The sequence below is a fragment of the Kaistia dalseonensis genome (assembly GCF_030814715.1).
GTDB classification, from domain to species: Bacteria; Pseudomonadota; Alphaproteobacteria; order Rhizobiales; family Kaistiaceae; genus Kaistia; species Kaistia dalseonensis.
This window is the reverse complement of record NZ_JAUSVO010000007.1, coordinates 273,202-288,444: the sequence shown is the minus strand read 5'-3', so window position 1 is coordinate 288,444 and position 15,243 is coordinate 273,202. Positions and strand designations below refer to the sequence as shown.

Here is a 15,243-nt window from a genome sequence, read left to right as displayed (position 1 = left end):
AGACCGCTGCGATCAGCCGGCCTTCGGCCGATCGCCAGCACTCTGCCAGTGGCGAATACCGCGCCCGGACGCCCGTCCGGTCGCCTCGTTCGACAGGCCATAATGGCGCGCGAGCGCGGCGAGACCCAACTGCAGCACCAGTTTGGCCGAGCGTTTCGGCCAGTTCCGCTCCTGCTCGATCTGCTCCAACCCCTTCAGGAAGCAGCAGAAATCGACGATCGTGCCTGAGAGTTCGGGACCGAGCGCGGCAATCGCGCGCTCGACCCGCAGCCGGGCCGAAAGGGCAGCCTCCGTCAGTTCGGCAATGCCACCAGCTCCGCCGCCCCGCCGACCGCTTGCGCTTGTGACGCTCCAATTGGCCGTAACGCGCGGCATCAACTGACCACGCGTGAAATCAGAGCGCAGCCGCTCGCCCGCCGCGAAGGCGGCCGCGTCGATCATCGGCTGGCCGTCCTTGCCCTTGCGGGCCCTGAGCCAGCCGAGCGGGCTTTCGCCGAGATCGACCGTGACTGCCTGACGTTCACCCGCCTCCTCGATCGTGACATGCGCGCGCTCGGTGTGCTGGGCGCCATGATCATCGCCGCCAGCGAGCAGCCGCCGGACCATGCTGCGCCCTGCGGGCGAGAGCACGAGACGGCCCGTCTGATCCGCCTCGATCGCGCCGCGCGCCAGCAGTGCCTTGACCAGCAGCGGGGCGATCTCCATCCGAGGCCGGCCGCCCGGCGCGGCGAGCCAGTATTGACCGCCCGGATCGCGCTCGATCGCCATGCCCGAGCCGGCCAGGCGACGGACGATCGACGTCATCGTGCGATCCACCTTCATGCGAGCCTCCGAAAAGCGGGCATGAGCGCACCCTCCTGAGCGACGGCGCGGTCGAGACGATCGATCATCTGGTCGGTGCTCCGTTCGTCCCTCCGCTCCTCGACGCGGCGGCAAGCATGGGCCGCCGTGGTCCGGTCGCGGCCGAAGAGCTGCCCCGCCTCGGTGAAGCTGAGGCCGAACCGCGTGCAGGCGAGGTAGATCGCGATCTGGCGCGCATAGGCGCCACGCGCCGAGCCCCGGCCCGATGCGAGAAGTTCCCCCGCCTCGACCTCGAGCGCCGGGCCGACGACGGCCGCGATCAGATGCCGTGCCTCATCGGGGATGACCCGTCTTGGTCGGGCCCTACCCCGCTCGTTCTTGACCCTGCGCATCTCTGTCACCTCATCATAGGATTAAATTCCTATGACAGCTTAATGCAGTTTCAGAAGGCGGGGATAGATTTCTTTCCGGCTCGAATTCGGTGTGTCGCAGCCAGCGGGCCTGTGTGGTTCTTGCGCGCCTTGCGACGACCGAGACCATCCTGCAGCGCCGGTCGCTCAGATGCCGGGGCGCTCCGGCGGCAACGGTGGACGCGGCGGCGATGAGCGCACGACCGCAATGCCGGGTTCGGCAGCTTGCCCGGCGGGCTTGTCTGAAGCGATGACGCGCGGTGCCACATCCGATGAACGGACGATGATGGCGCCATCGCTCAGCATGTAGTCGACCAGCAGCCAGCTATTGCTGCCGCGCGCGAAGGCAAAAGCAAAGGCGAGCTTGAAGTTCGGCGTGGGCACGGCGCCGACGAGATGCAGGCGTCCATCGGCGTCGACTTCCGGCAGTCTGTCGAGTTCCGGCTCGGCAATCGCGGCAAAGCCGAAATCCCGCGCCCTGTCCCGAAACGGCTTCAACGCGGCCTGGAGTTCTTCGGCCGTGTGTTGCGCGGCCGTCGGCGGCGCCAGAAGCGCCCGCAGCACGGTGTAGTTGCCGGTCAGATTGGCCTGATTGAAGGCAATCAGCGTCGTCCGGAGCAGGATGGCCTCGGACGGCCCGAAGGGAACCTGACGCACGGAAGCGGGCGGCGCGGCTGTCTGCGCGGCCGAAACCGCAACAAAGTCACCCGGAAGCAGCAGGAGCCCCGCGAGCGCCGAGGCCCACGCCCGATATCGAGAACCAATCGCCGCCATTGCGCCTCGCCACCCCGCATTCGCTCCGTCCGACCCTGACGTCAGGATACCCGGCTATCGCGCTGCCGCAATGCCGAGACGACCCGGAAATGAAAAGGGCCCGGTTTGACCCGGGCCCTTTGCAGACATCGATGCGTGACGATCAGCGGCGCTTGCGCTGCTGTCCGAGGCCCATCTTCTTGGCCAGCTCGGAGCGCGCGGCCGCGTAGTTCGGGGCGACCATCGGATAATCTGCGGGAAGACCCCACTTCTCGCGATACTCTTCTGGCGACAGGTCGTAATGCGTACGAAGATGACGCTTCAGCGACTTGAACTTCTTGCCGTCTTCCAGGCAAACGATGAAATCGGGGAACACCGACTTCTTCGGATTGACGGCCGGCTTCAGCGGCTCCGGCTCGGGCTCGACGACTCCGCCATGCGTGCGGTTGAGCGCGCTATACACGTCGGAAATGAGGCCCGCCAAGTCATGAGCGGAGACCGAGTTGTTGCTGACGTAGGCGGAAACAATGTCGGCAGTTAGATCAATCAGATCGCTGCCCATCGCCTTTTCGGTCATATTAGCTCCTGTCTTCTTTTCTCTATTAGAAACAATGCAAGGAATGGTTTTGATCACTTGGCACGCCGACCAGGACTGAAGCCCGATATAGCTGGTCGGTGAGACAGACCGACGGCGCGACGATTCCTTTATTTCGTCGTCTCTATATAAGTGAGTTTATGCAAAGACAAGAGGTAAGTTGCGCTTGAAGCTTCGTCGCACATATTTCAGAACGCGACAGTTGCTCTCGCCACAATCTTGCCACGACTGAGAAGCGCCATCAATTCAAGGTCACAAGGCTGCGATCAACAGGAACAGGCCGAGCAGAGCCGTCGCCCAGAGCGCGATATCGCCGGTCCGCCAATTGCCGGCATTGAGCAGACTACGGCTTCGAAATGGCTTGAAACCGCCATTTTCAAGCTCAATCTGTTGACGAATCCCCTTGGCGAGCCGTTGCAGCGCCTGGCGGATCGTCTCAAGCTTCGCCAATACAACGGCCGGTAATTTGCGCCACAGCCAGTCCGTGTCTCGTGTAATCGCAACGTGTGGTAAAAATAGTTGCAGCAACAAAACGAAACAAAATCCTGATGCCGCGAGCAGCTGGAACTGGAACAGAATGTGGTCCGCGGTCAGGACGCGGACCTCGGATATACCCGGCGCGACAGCAACCAGCAGATTCGGGAAGCAACCGAGCAGCAGCAGCGCCGTGCAAACCAGCAACATCGCGGCCTGCATAGACCGGCGCGGCGCCAAGATGATCGGCCTGGGTGATGCCGGGCGGAACAGTGCAAACCAGGGGAGTTTCAAGCCGACATAGAGAAACGAGCCCGCGGAGACGGCCGTAAGCACGAACCAGGGCAGTGCCGCCTTGTCGTCGGCAAGTGCTTGCATGATGGCCGACTTGCTGACGAAGCCTGCCGTGAACGGCATGGCAGCAAGCGCGAAACCGCCGACGAGAAAGGCAGCGCTGGTCAACGGCAGGCTGCGGGCGATACCGCCCAGCTCCGTCAATCTGGTCGTGCCCGTGGCGCGCATGACGCTGCCGGCCGCCATCATCAACAGGGCCTTGTAGAGGATATGCGCGAAGGCGTGCACCGACGCCGCCGCCAGCGCCAGCGGCGAGCCAATGCCGACCGCAACGACCATGAAGCCGACCTGCCCGACGATCGAATAGGAAAGTAGTCGCCGGATGTCGTTTTCCAGCAACGCATAGATCAGGCCGTAGATGGCCATGATCAGTCCGAACCAGAGGAGTGCCTGTTCGCCCGGAAAGAGCCTGATCAACACCAGGACTGCCGCCTTGGTGGTGAAGGACGACAGGAAGACGGTTCCCGACCACGATGCGCGCGGATAGGCATCGGCGACCCAGGCGGAGAGCGGCGGCGCGCCGGCATTGACGAGAACGCCGGCGAGAATGAGCCAGTGGCCAACCGAATCCGCGCGCATCACGCGGATGGCCGTGCCGCCCTCAGCGACGGCCGCGACGATGCCGGCAAAGAGCAGCACGCCGCCCAGCACATGGATCAGCGCATAGCGCAGGCCCGCCTTCTCAGCGCCATTGGAGAGAATGACGAGCGTCGAGGCGATCGCCATCACCTCCCAGAAGGCGAACAGCGTCACCAGGTCGCCGGCGAAGACGATCCCCTGCGCCGACCCGGCATAGACGAGCGCCGAGGCGCGCTCGACGACGTTCTTCTGGTCGAGCGCATAGAGCGCGCCGACGGCTGCGGCGATCGCGAAGGCGGTGCCGAAGAGCCGCGCGACGCCGTCGACGGCCAAGGGCGTCAGTTGGAGGCCGAGCCAGTCGACCGGACCGGCCGAGCCGTCTGGCAGGACCCAGACCAGCGCCAGCGCCAGCAGGGGCGCGAGGACGAACAGCGCGTCCTGCAGCCTGCCTCGGAAGAAGGGCAGCACCAGGCCGGCGGCGATCAGGACGAAGGCGGGCGACACGGGCCCGAAATGCTCAATCATCCCGCTGATCCTCCGGCCGGCGGAAGATGCGTCCCCATCCTTCCGCAAGCACGATCGCGACCACGGCGCCGATGAAGCCGTACCAGGCGGCGAAGCCCGGCGTGCCATCAATGCCGAAGGCGCCGTGATGCTCGACCGTGAAATCGAGGCCGACCAGTATGGCGAGCACGACCCCGACTAGAACAAGCAGCATGCGACGAGAGATCATGGCCGTCATCCTCCGAGGATCGCGGATGCGAGGCGGAACGGCACCTCGGGGAAGAAGAAGAGCATCACCGTGCCGAGAGCCGTGGCCGAAAGCGCGACGACCATGGCGAGCGGCGCCTCCTTCACCGGACCGTTGGCGGGCTTCAGATAGGCTGCCGTCAGGATCGGCAGGAAATAGGCGGCGTTCAGCACGGTCGAGACGACGATGACGCCAACGGCAAACCAGTTGGCCGCCGAACTCGCCGCGCCGAGCATGAACCATTTGCCGAGAAATCCGGCTGTCGGCGGCAGGCCGATCATGGAGAGCGCGCCGATCGCGAAGGCGGCCATAGTCCAGGGCATGCGCCGGCCGATGCCGTTCATCTGGCTGACCTTCGTCACATGCTCGGCGGTGTAGATCGAGCCGGCGGCGAAGAAGAGCGTGATCTTGGAGATCGCATGCGCCGCTATATGCAGCGCCGCGCCGAGAACGGCGAGCGGCGAGACGAGCGCCGCCGCCATGACGATGTAGGAGAGCTGACCGATGGTCGAATAGGCCAGCCGTCGCTTCAGATCGTCGGCCCGCAAGGCGACCACCGACGCCGCGATGATGGTGAAGCCCGCGACATAGACCAGCCAGTCGGCCGAGCCGGTTTTCGACAACGTCTCGATACCGAAGATGGAGACGACGACCTTCAGGATCGTGAAGACGCCCGCCTTCACCACCGCCACGGCATGAAGCAGCGCCGAGACCGGCGTTGGCGCGACCATGGCGGCCGGAAGCCAGCGATGCAGCGGCATTACAGCCGCCTTGGCAGCGCCGAAGACGAACATGGCGAGAAGGATCGAGAGCGCGACCGGGCCGAGCTTGCCATCCAATATACCGCCGGCCTTGAAATCGAGCGTGCCGGCGACAAGGCCGGTCCAGATGATTGCCGGCAGCAGCAGGATCATCGAGGCGCCGATCAGCGTGATCAGATAGACGCGGCCCGCCTTCATCGCAGCCGGGTTCTGCTTGTGCGTCACCAGCGGATAGGTCGAGAGCGAGAGGATCTCGTAGAAGACGAACAGCGTGAACAGATTGCCGGCGAAGGCGAGCCCCATGGTCGAGAAGATCGCGATCGCGAAGCAGGCATAGAACATGGTCTGCCGCGGCTCGTCATTGCCGCGCATGTAGCCGATCGAATAGACGGAGTTCGCGACCCAAAGCGTCGCCGCGACGACGCCGAACAGCATGCCGAGCGGATCGATCCTGAGCGCCAGGGTGAGGCCCGGCGCCACCGAGGCGAGATGGAGCTCCGGCCGCGCCCCGGCGAGCACGTCCACGAGCAATTGCGCCACGGTGATGAAAAGCAGGATGGCGCCCGAGAGCGTCGCCGCCTCGCGCAGGTTCGGCCGCCGGCCGAGCAGCAGGATCGCGAGCAGCGTTACAGCCGGGATGATCAGCGCCAGGGCCAGCCAAACCGAATCGCCCAATCCCATGCTCATGGCCGTGCACCGAGCAGGACATGGGCCGCCGCGCCGGCGAGGCTCGCGGGAAGCTCGGCGTCGAGGCCGAACCAGATCGTCATGCCAGCCAGCACCACCATCGGCGCCAGCATTTCGGCCGGCGCCTCGCCCAGGCCCCGGCAGCGCTGGTTCGGCTCGCGGAACCAGATGACTTCCATCATGCGCCCGACATAGAGGACGGCAATCACCGAACTCGCCACGATCAGTAGGGCGACCCACCAGAACCCGGCCTCGAAGGCACCGAGCACGAGATAATATTTGGATATGAAGCCGCTCGTGCCCGGAACGCCGATCAGGCCGAGGCCGGCAATGGTCAGCGCCGCCGCCGTCACGGGCATGGTCCGCCCGATGCCGGACAGTTCATCGAGCTTGCACGTGCCCGAGCGATAGATGATCGCGCCGACCGCCATGAAGGCCGCGCCCTTCATCAGCGCATGGTTGACGATATGCAGGAATGCGCCGGTGATCCCGGATTGGTTGGCGAGCGCGAGGCCGAGCGTGATATAGCCGACCTGGGCGACCGAGGAGAAGGCGAGCAGGCGCTTGATATCGTTCTGGAACACCGCCGCCGCCGAGGCGATGAACATGGCGGCGAGCGAGAGCACGATCAGCACGCTCGCGATCGCCACCGAGCCGATGCCGAGATGCACGCCGAAGACGCCGAATATGTAGCGGGCGAGCAGGTAGACAGCGACCTTGGTCGCCGTCGAGGCCAGGAACACCGTCGCCGAGGACGGCGCATAGGCATAGGCGTTGGGCAGCCAGGCATGGAGCGGAAAGAGCGCGAGCTTCAGCGCGATGCCGACCACGATGAAGGCCTCGGCCGCGATCAGCGCGCGCGGGCTCGCAATCTCGGGCAGGCGCTCGACGATCAGTCCGAGATTGAGCGTCCCGGTCGCCAGATAGAGCAGCCCGACGCCGATCACGTAGAAGGTGGCGCCGATCGTGCCGACGATCAGATATTGATAGGCCGCAACCAGCGCCCGCCGGTCGCGGCCGAGCGCGATCAGCACATAGGTCGAGAGCGAGGAAATCTCGAGAAAGACGAAGACGTTGAAGGCATCGCCCGTCACCGCCATGCCGAGGAGGCCGGTAAGGCAGAGCATCAACATGGCGTAGAACCACGCGATGCGCTCGGGGATGATCTCCGACAGCACGCTCCGGCGCGCATAGACGAGCGTCAGGACGGCGATCGCCGTGACCAGCACGAGGATCAGCCCATTCACCGCGTCGACGCGATATTCGATGCCGATCTCCGGCGCCCAGCCGCCGATGCGATAGGAGACGACGCCCTCGGCCCGGACCTGGACCAGCAGCGCCACGGCGACCACGAAGCTCCCGATCGCCGCGATCAGCGACACCGCCCAGGCAAGCAGGGGCCGGCGCACAAGCGCCGCGACCAGCGCGCCGAACAGCGGCAGGATGACGACGAGGACAGGACCATGCACCGCGATCATGCAACGTCACCCTGCTCGCCGGCCTTGGCGCCGTCGCGGGCGATGATCTCGTCCTCCTCGAACGTGCCATAGGCCTCCTTGATCCGGACTACGAGCGTCAGGCCAAGCGCCAGCGTGCCGATGCCGACCACGATGGCGGTGAGGATCAGCACATGCGGCAGGGGATTGGCATAGACGGTGAGCTTGGGATCGAGGATCGGCGCCGAACCGCCGAGGATCTTCCCCGGCAGCAGATAGAGCAGGTAGACCGACGACTGGAAGAGCGAGAGCCCGACCAGCTTTTTCACCATGTTGCCGCGCGCGATCACGACATAGAGGCCGGCGACCATCAGGAAGATCGTCGCGATATTGGTGGCATCGGCCATCAGGCCGGTGATCAGGTTCACGAGCGCCTCCGGCCGGCAAAGGCGTAGAAGATTGCGATCATCGAGGAGAATACGGTCAGGAACACGCCGGCCTCGACGAGAAAGACGCCCCATTCCTGGCCGTGCACGGCGTCATGGGCGAGGTGGTCGTAGCCGAGATAATTCTCTCCCGTCATGAGGCCGGCGACGCCGACCGCGGCATAGATCAGCACGCCCGACGGCATCAGCACCTCGAGGAGCGCCTGCGGCACCATCTTTTGCGCCCGCGCGAGCCCGTTCACGAGGCCGTAAAGGATGATCGCCGCCGCCGCAATGACGCCGGCCTGGAAGCCGCCGCCCGGGCCGTAATCGCCATGGAATTGAACATAGAGCGCGAACAGCATGATCGGCGGCAGGATGAACTTGCTGGCGACGCGGAGTACGAGATCGCGGCGCATCAGCTCTTCCCCTGCCCGCTGCGCCGGCGCAGCAGCACCAGCACGCCGATGCCAGCCGTGAACACCACCGTCGTCTCGCCGAGCGTGTCGAAGCCGCGATAGCTGGCGAGGACGGACGTCACGACATTGGGAATGCCGGTATCGGGCAGAGAACGCGCCAGATAATCCGCGCCCTTGGCATGGATCGGCTGGTCGGCGGAGCCGAATTCAGGCAGGTCGCTCATGCCCCAGATCAGCACCGCCGCCGTGATGGCGGCGACGGCGAGCGGGGCCAGCTCCCGCGCCTTGCCCGTCGCCTCCTTCGTATCGGTCAGGTAGAGCGCGCCAAGGAAGAGGACCGTCGAGATACCGGCGCCGACGGAGGCCTCCGTCATGGCGACATCGACCGCGTCGAGCACGACGAAGAGCGTCGCCATCAGAAAGCTGTAGGCACCGAGCAGCACCACGGCCGCAAAGAGCCCGCGCACGCGGACGATGCCGACCGTCACGGCAGCGAGCAGGAGCAGGATCACAAGGGTGATCGCCTGTTCGGCGAAGGCGGGATCCATCATAGCGGCCCCGCCTTCCGCGCGGCGGCCCGGCTGCCTGCGGCCTTGGCGCCAGCCGGCTTGCCGTTCGCGGTCCTGTCATTTGCGGCCTTGCCATTCGCCGCCTTGCCCCCGCGCGGCGGCTTCGGCGCGTCGGCGAGGTCCGGCTTGATGCCGGCATGCAGGGCGGCAGCCGCCAGCGCATGGGTCGCGACCGGCCCCATGAAGAGCAGGAAAGCGAGCAGGAAGACGAGCTTGACGGTCACGAGGCTGAAGCCGCCGAGGAACATCAGCCCGACCAGGACCAGCCCGACGCCGGTCGTGTCGATCAGCGAGGCGGCGTGGATGCGCGTGAAGAGATCCGGCATCCGGTTGATGCCGATCGCGCCGACCAGGATGAACCCGGCACCGGCGACGAGAAACAGCCCGGCCACGATGTCGCGCAGGAGATCGATCATTCCTCCGCCTCCGCGCCGAGCGAGCCTTGGCGGAAAAACTTCAGGACGGCGAAGGTGCCGACGAAGTTCAGCAGCGCATAGGTCAGGCCGAGATCGAGAAATTCGGGCCGCTCGGTCAGGAAGCCGAACAGGGCCAGCACGAGGATCGCGCCATTGCCGATCGAATTCGCCGCCAGCAGACGATCGAAGGTGGTCGGGCCGCGCAATGCGCGCGCGACCATCAGCGCCATCGCCACGAGGACGGCTGCCAGTACCGCGGCGAGCATCATGCGGCGCGCCCCTCGAAGCGCGTGACGCGGCGATCCATCTCGCCGCCCCTGACACCATCAGCACCGGCACGGGTCAACGCATGGACCAGGAACGTGTCGCGCTCGCGGTCGACCTCGACCGTGATGGTGCCGGGGGTCAGCGTGATCGAGTTCGCATAGGTCGCGACGCCGACGGGCGTGCGCGGACCGACTTTTGTCTCGAACATTTCCGGGGCGATCGGCAGCTTCGGATTGAGGATGATGCGGGCGACGTCGACCGACGACTTGATGATCTCAACGGCGAGCCAAGGCCAATAGGCGAGCCCCGCGCCGAGCCGGTTGACGGGATGGCCCTCCTCGTCGGCGAGACCCAGAAAATGAGCGCCCACGGCAAGCAGTGCCGAGACAATCAAACCAGCCCCGATCAGCCACACCGTATAATGCCCCGAAAGGAGCAGCCAGAACACGAACAAGAACAATCCCAGGCTGGCCATACGCGCCATACAGTTCATCCCTTTTGATCGGGCAATGCGGACAGAGCGCACATGGCGATTCGATCCGACGGTCAACAGAAGCACGTCGGAACGACTAACCCAAGACGGGAACGACTGACGCAGCAGGATAACGACGTGTTCCTAACGCGCGACACGCCACATTCCGTCGCGGCGCGAGTCGATATTGTGGCGGGACTCGCTGCGGATATTGGCGGCAACAAAAGGCGCGGCATGGATGAATAAAAGCGCCGCTCTATCTGTTCTTGTGATTGCCCGGTCAGCCGACCGGCTGCAATCGCATCGAAATGGAGCTTGCCATGAAAGCGCTTGGAATTTCGCTGGTTCTGCTTGGCCTCGCGGTGGCCCCGGCCTTCGCGGCCGAGCCGGCCAAGACCGTGGACACGTCCGCAGGCAAGGTGTTCGCCGATGCCAAGGGCATGACGCTCTACACCTTCGACCAGGACGGCAAGGACGTCTCGAACTGCTACGACAAATGCGCGGTGAACTGGCCGCCCTTCCTCGCCGGCAAGGGCGCCAAGGCCGAGGGCAGCTGGACGCTGGTCAAGCGCAAGGACGGCAAGGAGATGTGGGCCTATGACGGCGCCCCGCTCTACACCTTCATCAAGGACAAGAAGCCCGGCGATATCACTGGCGACGGTGTCGGCGGCGTCTGGCACCTGGCCAAGAGCATGTAGCGCGATCTCCCGGCCCATAGACGAGGTCGCGGGATCGCCGGCAGGCGGCCGCGCGTTCAGCGCCGGTCGCCCGTCCGGCTACGCAAAGATGCATCCGGCTACTCGGCGCGGCCCAATGACTGCGCGAAAGCGGGAACGGTCGATTGTGGGAACGGCGTGCTCCCACTATCTCTGTCGCAACCGACCCTTCCCTCTGGAGCTCATTGCCTCGTGAATCCGCCCAATGCCGCCAAGCGCCCCGTGACCTCGACCCATCACGGCGTGACGATCACCGACGACTATGCCTGGCTGCGCGCCGATAACTGGCAGGAGGTGATGCGCGATCCGTCCGTGCTCGCCCCCGATATCCGCGCTCATCTCGACGCCGAGAACGACTACACCGCCGCCGAGATGGCCGATACGGAAGTGCTGCAGGCGGCCCTGTTCGTCGAGATGCGCGCCCGTATCAAGGAGGACGATTCCTCCGTTCCCGCCCCCGATGGCCCCTTCGCCTACGCCACGCGCTTCACGGAAGGCGCCGAGCAGCCGCTGATCGTGCGCACGCCGCGCGAGGGCGGCGCCGAGACGATCATGATCGACGCCAACAAGCTCGCCGAAGGCCGGGCCTATTTCCGCCTCGGCGGCGCCGATCACAGCCCCGACCACAAGCTGCTCGCCTATGCCTATGACGACAAGGGCTCGGAGAATTACACGCTTCATGTGCGCGACATCGAGAGCGGCACCGATCTTGCCGACATCATCGAGGGCACGACGGGCGGTGGCAGCTGGGCGGCGGACAGCAAGACGCTGTTCTACACCGTGCTCGACGACAACCATCGCCCCTGCCGCGTCTATCGCCATGTCGTCGGCACACCAAAGGCGGACGACGTGCTGGTCTATGAGGAGACTGATCCCGGCTTCTTCCTCGGCGTCGGCGAGACGCAGTCGGCCCGCTATATTTTGGTCGACAGCCACGACCACGAGACCTCCGAGGTGCGGCTGCTCGACGCTCAGGACCCCACCGGCGCGCTCCGCCTGATCGCGCCGCGCGAGACCGGCCTCGAATATTCCGTCGATCACAAGGGCGACACGCTCTACATCCTGACCAACGCCGACGGCGCCGAGGACTTCAAGATCGTCACGGCGCCGGTGGCAGCGCCGGGCCGCGAGAACTGGACCGATCTGGTGCCGCACAAGCCCGGCACGCTGATCCTCGACATGACGGTCTACCAGGACTTCATGGTTCGCCTGGAGCGCTCCGGCGGCCTGCCGCGCATCGTGATCCGCGACCTCGCCTCGGGCGCCGAGCACGAGATCGCCTTTGACGAGGAGGCCTATTCGCTCGGCCTCGGCGGCGGCTACGAGTTCGACACGACCAGCATCCGCTTTTCCTATTCGTCGATGACGACGCCGACGCGCGTCTATGATTACGACGTCGCGACGCGGACGCGCGTGCTGCGCAAGGAAGAGGAAATCCCCTCCGGCCATGATCCGGACGCCTATGTGACGCGCCGCGTCTTCGCGCCCACGGCCGATGGCGAGACCGTTCCGGTTTCGATCCTCTACCGCAAGGATACCAAGCTCGACGGCTCCGCGCCGCTGCTGCTCTATGGTTACGGCTCCTACGGCATCACCATCCCCGCCTCGTTCAGCACCACGCGGCTATCGCTGGTCGATCGCGGCTTCGTCTATGCGATCGCCCATATTCGCGGCGGCAAGGACAAGGGCTTCCGCTGGTACGCCGATGGCCGTCGTGAAAAGAAGGCCAACACCTTCAAGGACTTCATTGCGGCCGGCGAATATCTGGCGGAGGAAGGCTTCACCGCGCGCGGGCGGATCGTCGGCTGGGGCGGCTCGGCCGGCGGCATGCTGATGGGCGCGGTCGCCAATATGGCACCCGAGCTTTTCGGCGGCATCATTGCCGAGGTGCCCTTCGTCGACGTGCTCAACACCATGCTCGACGACACGCTGCCCTTGACCCCGCCGGAATGGCCCGAATGGGGCAATCCGATCGAAAGCGCGGCGGATTTCCAGACCATTCTGAGCTATTCGCCCTATGACAATGTCGAGGCGAAGGCCTATCCGCCGATCCTCGCCATTGGCGGGCTGACCGATCCGCGCGTCACCTATTGGGAACCCGCCAAATGGGTCGCGAAGCTGCGCGAGAAGAAGCAGGGCGACGCGGCTCTGCTGCTCAAGACCAATATGGAAGCCGGCCATGGCGGCGCCGCCGGCCGCTTCGACCGGCTGAAGGAGACAGCCTTCTCCACAGCCTTCGCGCTGAAGGTCACCGGCAAAGTCTGATCTTCATCAAGATCTGATCTGCATCATGCGGCGCGACTGCGGATCCCGGTAGGATCCGCAGTCGGATAGACTATAACGCCACGGTCTGCAGGGAGAATGACCATGTCGAAACACCAGGCTGCTTTAGCTCTCGCCGCTGCCCTTGCGGTCTCGGCCGTCCTGCCGGTGCCCGCACAGGCGCAGTTCTTCGGCATGTATGGTGGCGACAACCTTTCGCGCGGCGACTGCAAGGCGCTTTCCAAGACGATCGGGCCGAAGAAGATCTGGTATTCGCAGTTCTCCGGCTACAAGCCCGATCCGTGGGATCGCGGCCTCTGGCATGCCTGGGGCATCGGTTGCTTCAAGACCTACAAGGAATGCAAGAGCTGGCTCTATAATTCGCAGTCGGACTGGCCGCGACTGATGGACTTCACCTTCTGCAAGCAGGGCCTGCCCAGCAAATCGTAGAGCGTTTCCAAGCGGAGTGGAAACTGGCTCGCGTGCGGGAAACGCTACAGGTCCAACGATGTGACCGCGGCGAGCGCCTGTCAGCGCCTGTCCAGCAGCGGGATGATATCGGCCAGCGTCGAGAGCCTGTGGCGCGGTTCCGGCACATCGGACGGCCAGGGCGATTCGGTATTGGCGAGCCAGGCCGCCGACATGCCCGACGCTTCGGCCGCGACGACATCGACGAGCGGATTGTCACCGATGAAGAGGCATTCACCCTGCAGCAGGTCGAGGCGTTCGGCCGCACGCTGAAAGATCACCGGATCGGGCTTGCTCACGCCCTCGACGGCGGAGACGAGGATCGTCCTGAAATAGGTTCGCAGATTGAGCGCGTCGATCTTGCCGAACTGCACCTCGGCCACGCCATTGGTGACGATGCCGAGGCTCATCTCCATCGATCTCAGGCGGTCGAGCGTCGGCCGCGCCTCGGGGCGCAGCGTCGCATAGCGCGGATAATGGACGGTGTAATCCTGCAGCAATTCCGCCGCCGCTTCGTCGCCAAGGCCGAGCCTTGCCGCGAGTTCGGGATAGACGATCTTCTTGGCGACGCGCCCGAACTGCTCGACCTCGAGAAATTCCTGCTGGTAGCGCTCGGACGGGATGGCGGACAGGATATCGGCGCAGCGGTGATATTGGTCGGCCACGAAGGCGCGAATGGCAGGCGCCCGGTCGATCAGCGTCTCGTCGAGGTCAAAAAGCACGGCCCTGATCATCGACGCTCTCGCTGAGATAAGTCATGGACCCTCCCCCGCGCACGGGGGAGGGAAAATCGCAAGCGCGATCAGGCCTTAGACGGCCTTCTCGTAGAGCTCGAGGACGTAGTCCCAGTTGATCAGGCTGTCGACGAACGCCTCGAGATATTTCGGGCGAGCGTTGCGATAGTCGATGTAATAGGAGTGCTCCCAGACGTCGACGCCGAGGATCGGGGTCGCGCCGTGGATCAGCGGGTTCTCGCCGTTCGGGGTCTTGGAGATGGAGAGCTTACCATCCTTGACCGCGACCCAGGCCCAGCCGGAGCCGAACTGCGTCGTGCCGGCGGCGATGAAGTCGGCCTTGAACTTGTCGTAGCCGCCGAGATCGGCGTCGAAAGCCGTCTGCAGCTTGCCCGGCAGCGACTTGCCGCCACCATCCTTCTTCAGCCAGTTCCAGAACAGAACGTGGTTGTAGTGCTGGGCGGCATTGTTGAAGAGGCCGGCATTCTTGCCATAGCTCTCCTTGACGACGTCTTCTAGGCTCTTGCCCTCGAGGCCCGAGTCCTTCAGCAGGTTGTTGCCGTTGGTCACATAGGCCTGGTGGTGCTTGTCGTGGTGGTACTCGAGCGTCTCCTTCGACATGAAGGGCGCGAGCGCCTCGTAATCATAGGGAAGCGGGGGAAGTTCGAAGGCCATTGGACTCTCCTGTCGACGATGTCGTGGGGGTGGGTGCCGCATTGGAAACGGCACACCGGCGGGAATGTTCCGCAGGCAACATAGGCACCTCGTCGCGTGGCGGCAACCGCTCTCGACAGGGGATGAACAATCAAGATGAGGACGTTTCGGCTGCGGCCCACGGTCCGGCAAGATCGACCCGCGATCGTCATCACGGCGGCATCATATTTGCGTTATGGA

Annotated in this window: 19 protein-coding genes; 3 read left to right on the top strand and 16 right to left on the bottom strand. The window is 64.8% G+C overall.

What is annotated here, in order from left to right:
* Positions 1 to 12: 12 nt before the first annotated feature.
* The 14 genes from QO014_RS23145 to QO014_RS23080 form a co-directional block, all read right to left on the bottom strand.
* On the bottom strand, positions 13 to 822 hold the full coding sequence (locus QO014_RS23145; protein WP_266351119.1) for a DUF6456 domain-containing protein: 810 nt from the start codon (positions 820 to 822) through the stop codon (positions 13 to 15).
* Complete coding sequence (locus QO014_RS23140) at positions 819 to 1,193, bottom strand: helix-turn-helix domain-containing protein (protein WP_266351118.1); 375 nt, start codon at positions 1,191 to 1,193, stop codon at positions 819 to 821. The genes QO014_RS23145 and QO014_RS23140 overlap by 4 nt, the downstream gene beginning before the upstream one ends.
* Before the next feature lie 165 nt (positions 1,194 to 1,358).
* Complete coding sequence (locus QO014_RS23135; protein WP_266351117.1) at positions 1,359 to 1,985, bottom strand: hypothetical protein; 627 nt, start codon at positions 1,983 to 1,985, stop codon at positions 1,359 to 1,361.
* A 142-nt stretch (positions 1,986 to 2,127) separates the two neighbouring features.
* Positions 2,128 to 2,541, bottom strand: coding sequence for a Ros/MucR family transcriptional regulator (locus QO014_RS23130; protein ID WP_266351116.1), 414 nt, complete (start codon positions 2,539 to 2,541; stop codon positions 2,128 to 2,130).
* 270 nt (positions 2,542 to 2,811) lie between these two features.
* Positions 2,812 to 4,491 carry a proton-conducting transporter transmembrane domain-containing protein gene (locus QO014_RS23125; RefSeq protein ID WP_266351115.1) on the bottom strand — a complete coding sequence of 560 codons (1,680 nt, stop codon included), beginning with the start codon at positions 4,489 to 4,491 and terminating at the stop codon, positions 2,812 to 2,814.
* A complete protein-coding gene (locus QO014_RS23120) occupies positions 4,484 to 4,699 on the bottom strand; it encodes a hypothetical protein (RefSeq protein ID WP_266351114.1) in 216 nt (71 codons plus the stop codon). Before QO014_RS23120 ends, QO014_RS23125 begins: the two co-directional genes overlap by 8 nt.
* 5 nt (positions 4,700 to 4,704) lie before the next feature.
* Positions 4,705 to 6,159 carry a proton-conducting transporter transmembrane domain-containing protein gene (locus QO014_RS23115; RefSeq protein WP_266351184.1) on the bottom strand — a complete coding sequence of 485 codons (1,455 nt, stop codon included), beginning with the start codon at positions 6,157 to 6,159 and terminating at the stop codon, positions 4,705 to 4,707.
* 2 nt (positions 6,160 to 6,161) lie between these two features.
* Complete coding sequence (locus QO014_RS23110) at positions 6,162 to 7,643, bottom strand: monovalent cation/H+ antiporter subunit D family protein (RefSeq protein ID WP_266351113.1); 1,482 nt, start codon at positions 7,641 to 7,643, stop codon at positions 6,162 to 6,164.
* Positions 7,640 to 8,029, bottom strand: coding sequence for a cation:proton antiporter subunit C (locus QO014_RS23105; protein ID WP_266351112.1), 390 nt, complete (start codon positions 8,027 to 8,029; stop codon positions 7,640 to 7,642). The genes QO014_RS23110 and QO014_RS23105 overlap by 4 nt, the downstream gene beginning before the upstream one ends.
* Positions 8,026 to 8,445: a Na(+)/H(+) antiporter subunit B gene (locus QO014_RS23100; protein ID WP_266351111.1), complete on the bottom strand. Its 420-nt coding sequence runs from the start codon at positions 8,443 to 8,445 to the stop codon at positions 8,026 to 8,028. Before QO014_RS23100 ends, QO014_RS23105 begins: the two co-directional genes overlap by 4 nt.
* Positions 8,445 to 8,996, bottom strand: coding sequence for a DUF4040 domain-containing protein (locus tag QO014_RS23095; RefSeq protein WP_266351110.1), 552 nt, complete (start codon positions 8,994 to 8,996; stop codon positions 8,445 to 8,447). The genes QO014_RS23100 and QO014_RS23095 overlap by 1 nt, the downstream gene beginning before the upstream one ends.
* Complete coding sequence (gene mnhG / locus QO014_RS23090) at positions 8,993 to 9,430, bottom strand: monovalent cation/H(+) antiporter subunit G (RefSeq protein WP_266351109.1); 438 nt, start codon at positions 9,428 to 9,430, stop codon at positions 8,993 to 8,995. Before mnhG ends, QO014_RS23095 begins: the two co-directional genes overlap by 4 nt.
* Positions 9,427 to 9,699, bottom strand: coding sequence for an MrpF/PhaF family protein (locus QO014_RS23085; RefSeq protein ID WP_266351108.1), 273 nt, complete (start codon positions 9,697 to 9,699; stop codon positions 9,427 to 9,429). Before QO014_RS23085 ends, mnhG begins: the two co-directional genes overlap by 4 nt.
* The gene (locus QO014_RS23080) at positions 9,696 to 10,181 is read right to left on the bottom strand and encodes a Na+/H+ antiporter subunit E (protein WP_266351107.1); all 486 of its coding nucleotides are present in this window, start codon (positions 10,179 to 10,181) and stop codon (positions 9,696 to 9,698) included. Before QO014_RS23080 ends, QO014_RS23085 begins: the two co-directional genes overlap by 4 nt.
* A gap of 308 nt (positions 10,182 to 10,489) precedes the next feature.
* Here QO014_RS23080 and QO014_RS23075 point away from each other — a divergent pair, with 308 nt between their 5' ends.
* From QO014_RS23075 to QO014_RS23065, 3 genes are all read left to right on the top strand, one after another.
* Positions 10,490 to 10,867 carry a COG4315 family predicted lipoprotein gene (locus QO014_RS23075; protein ID WP_266351106.1) on the top strand — a complete coding sequence of 126 codons (378 nt, stop codon included), beginning with the start codon at positions 10,490 to 10,492 and terminating at the stop codon, positions 10,865 to 10,867.
* 210 nt (positions 10,868 to 11,077) lie between these two features.
* On the top strand, positions 11,078 to 13,150 hold the full coding sequence (locus tag QO014_RS23070; RefSeq protein WP_266351105.1) for a S9 family peptidase: 2,073 nt from the start codon (positions 11,078 to 11,080) through the stop codon (positions 13,148 to 13,150).
* Positions 13,151 to 13,252: 102 nt separating this feature from the next.
* A complete protein-coding gene (locus tag QO014_RS23065; RefSeq protein WP_266351104.1) occupies positions 13,253 to 13,597 on the top strand; it encodes a hypothetical protein in 345 nt (114 codons plus the stop codon).
* A gap of 80 nt (positions 13,598 to 13,677) precedes the next feature.
* On the opposite strand, the gene QO014_RS23060 is transcribed toward QO014_RS23065, so the two are convergent.
* The gene (locus QO014_RS23060) at positions 13,678 to 14,349 is read right to left on the bottom strand and encodes an HAD family hydrolase (protein ID WP_266351102.1); all 672 of its coding nucleotides are present in this window, start codon (positions 14,347 to 14,349) and stop codon (positions 13,678 to 13,680) included.
* Between the two features lie 75 nt (positions 14,350 to 14,424).
* Positions 14,425 to 15,024: a superoxide dismutase gene (locus QO014_RS23055; RefSeq protein ID WP_266351101.1), complete on the bottom strand. Its 600-nt coding sequence runs from the start codon at positions 15,022 to 15,024 to the stop codon at positions 14,425 to 14,427.
* Positions 15,025 to 15,243 lie beyond the last annotated feature (219 nt).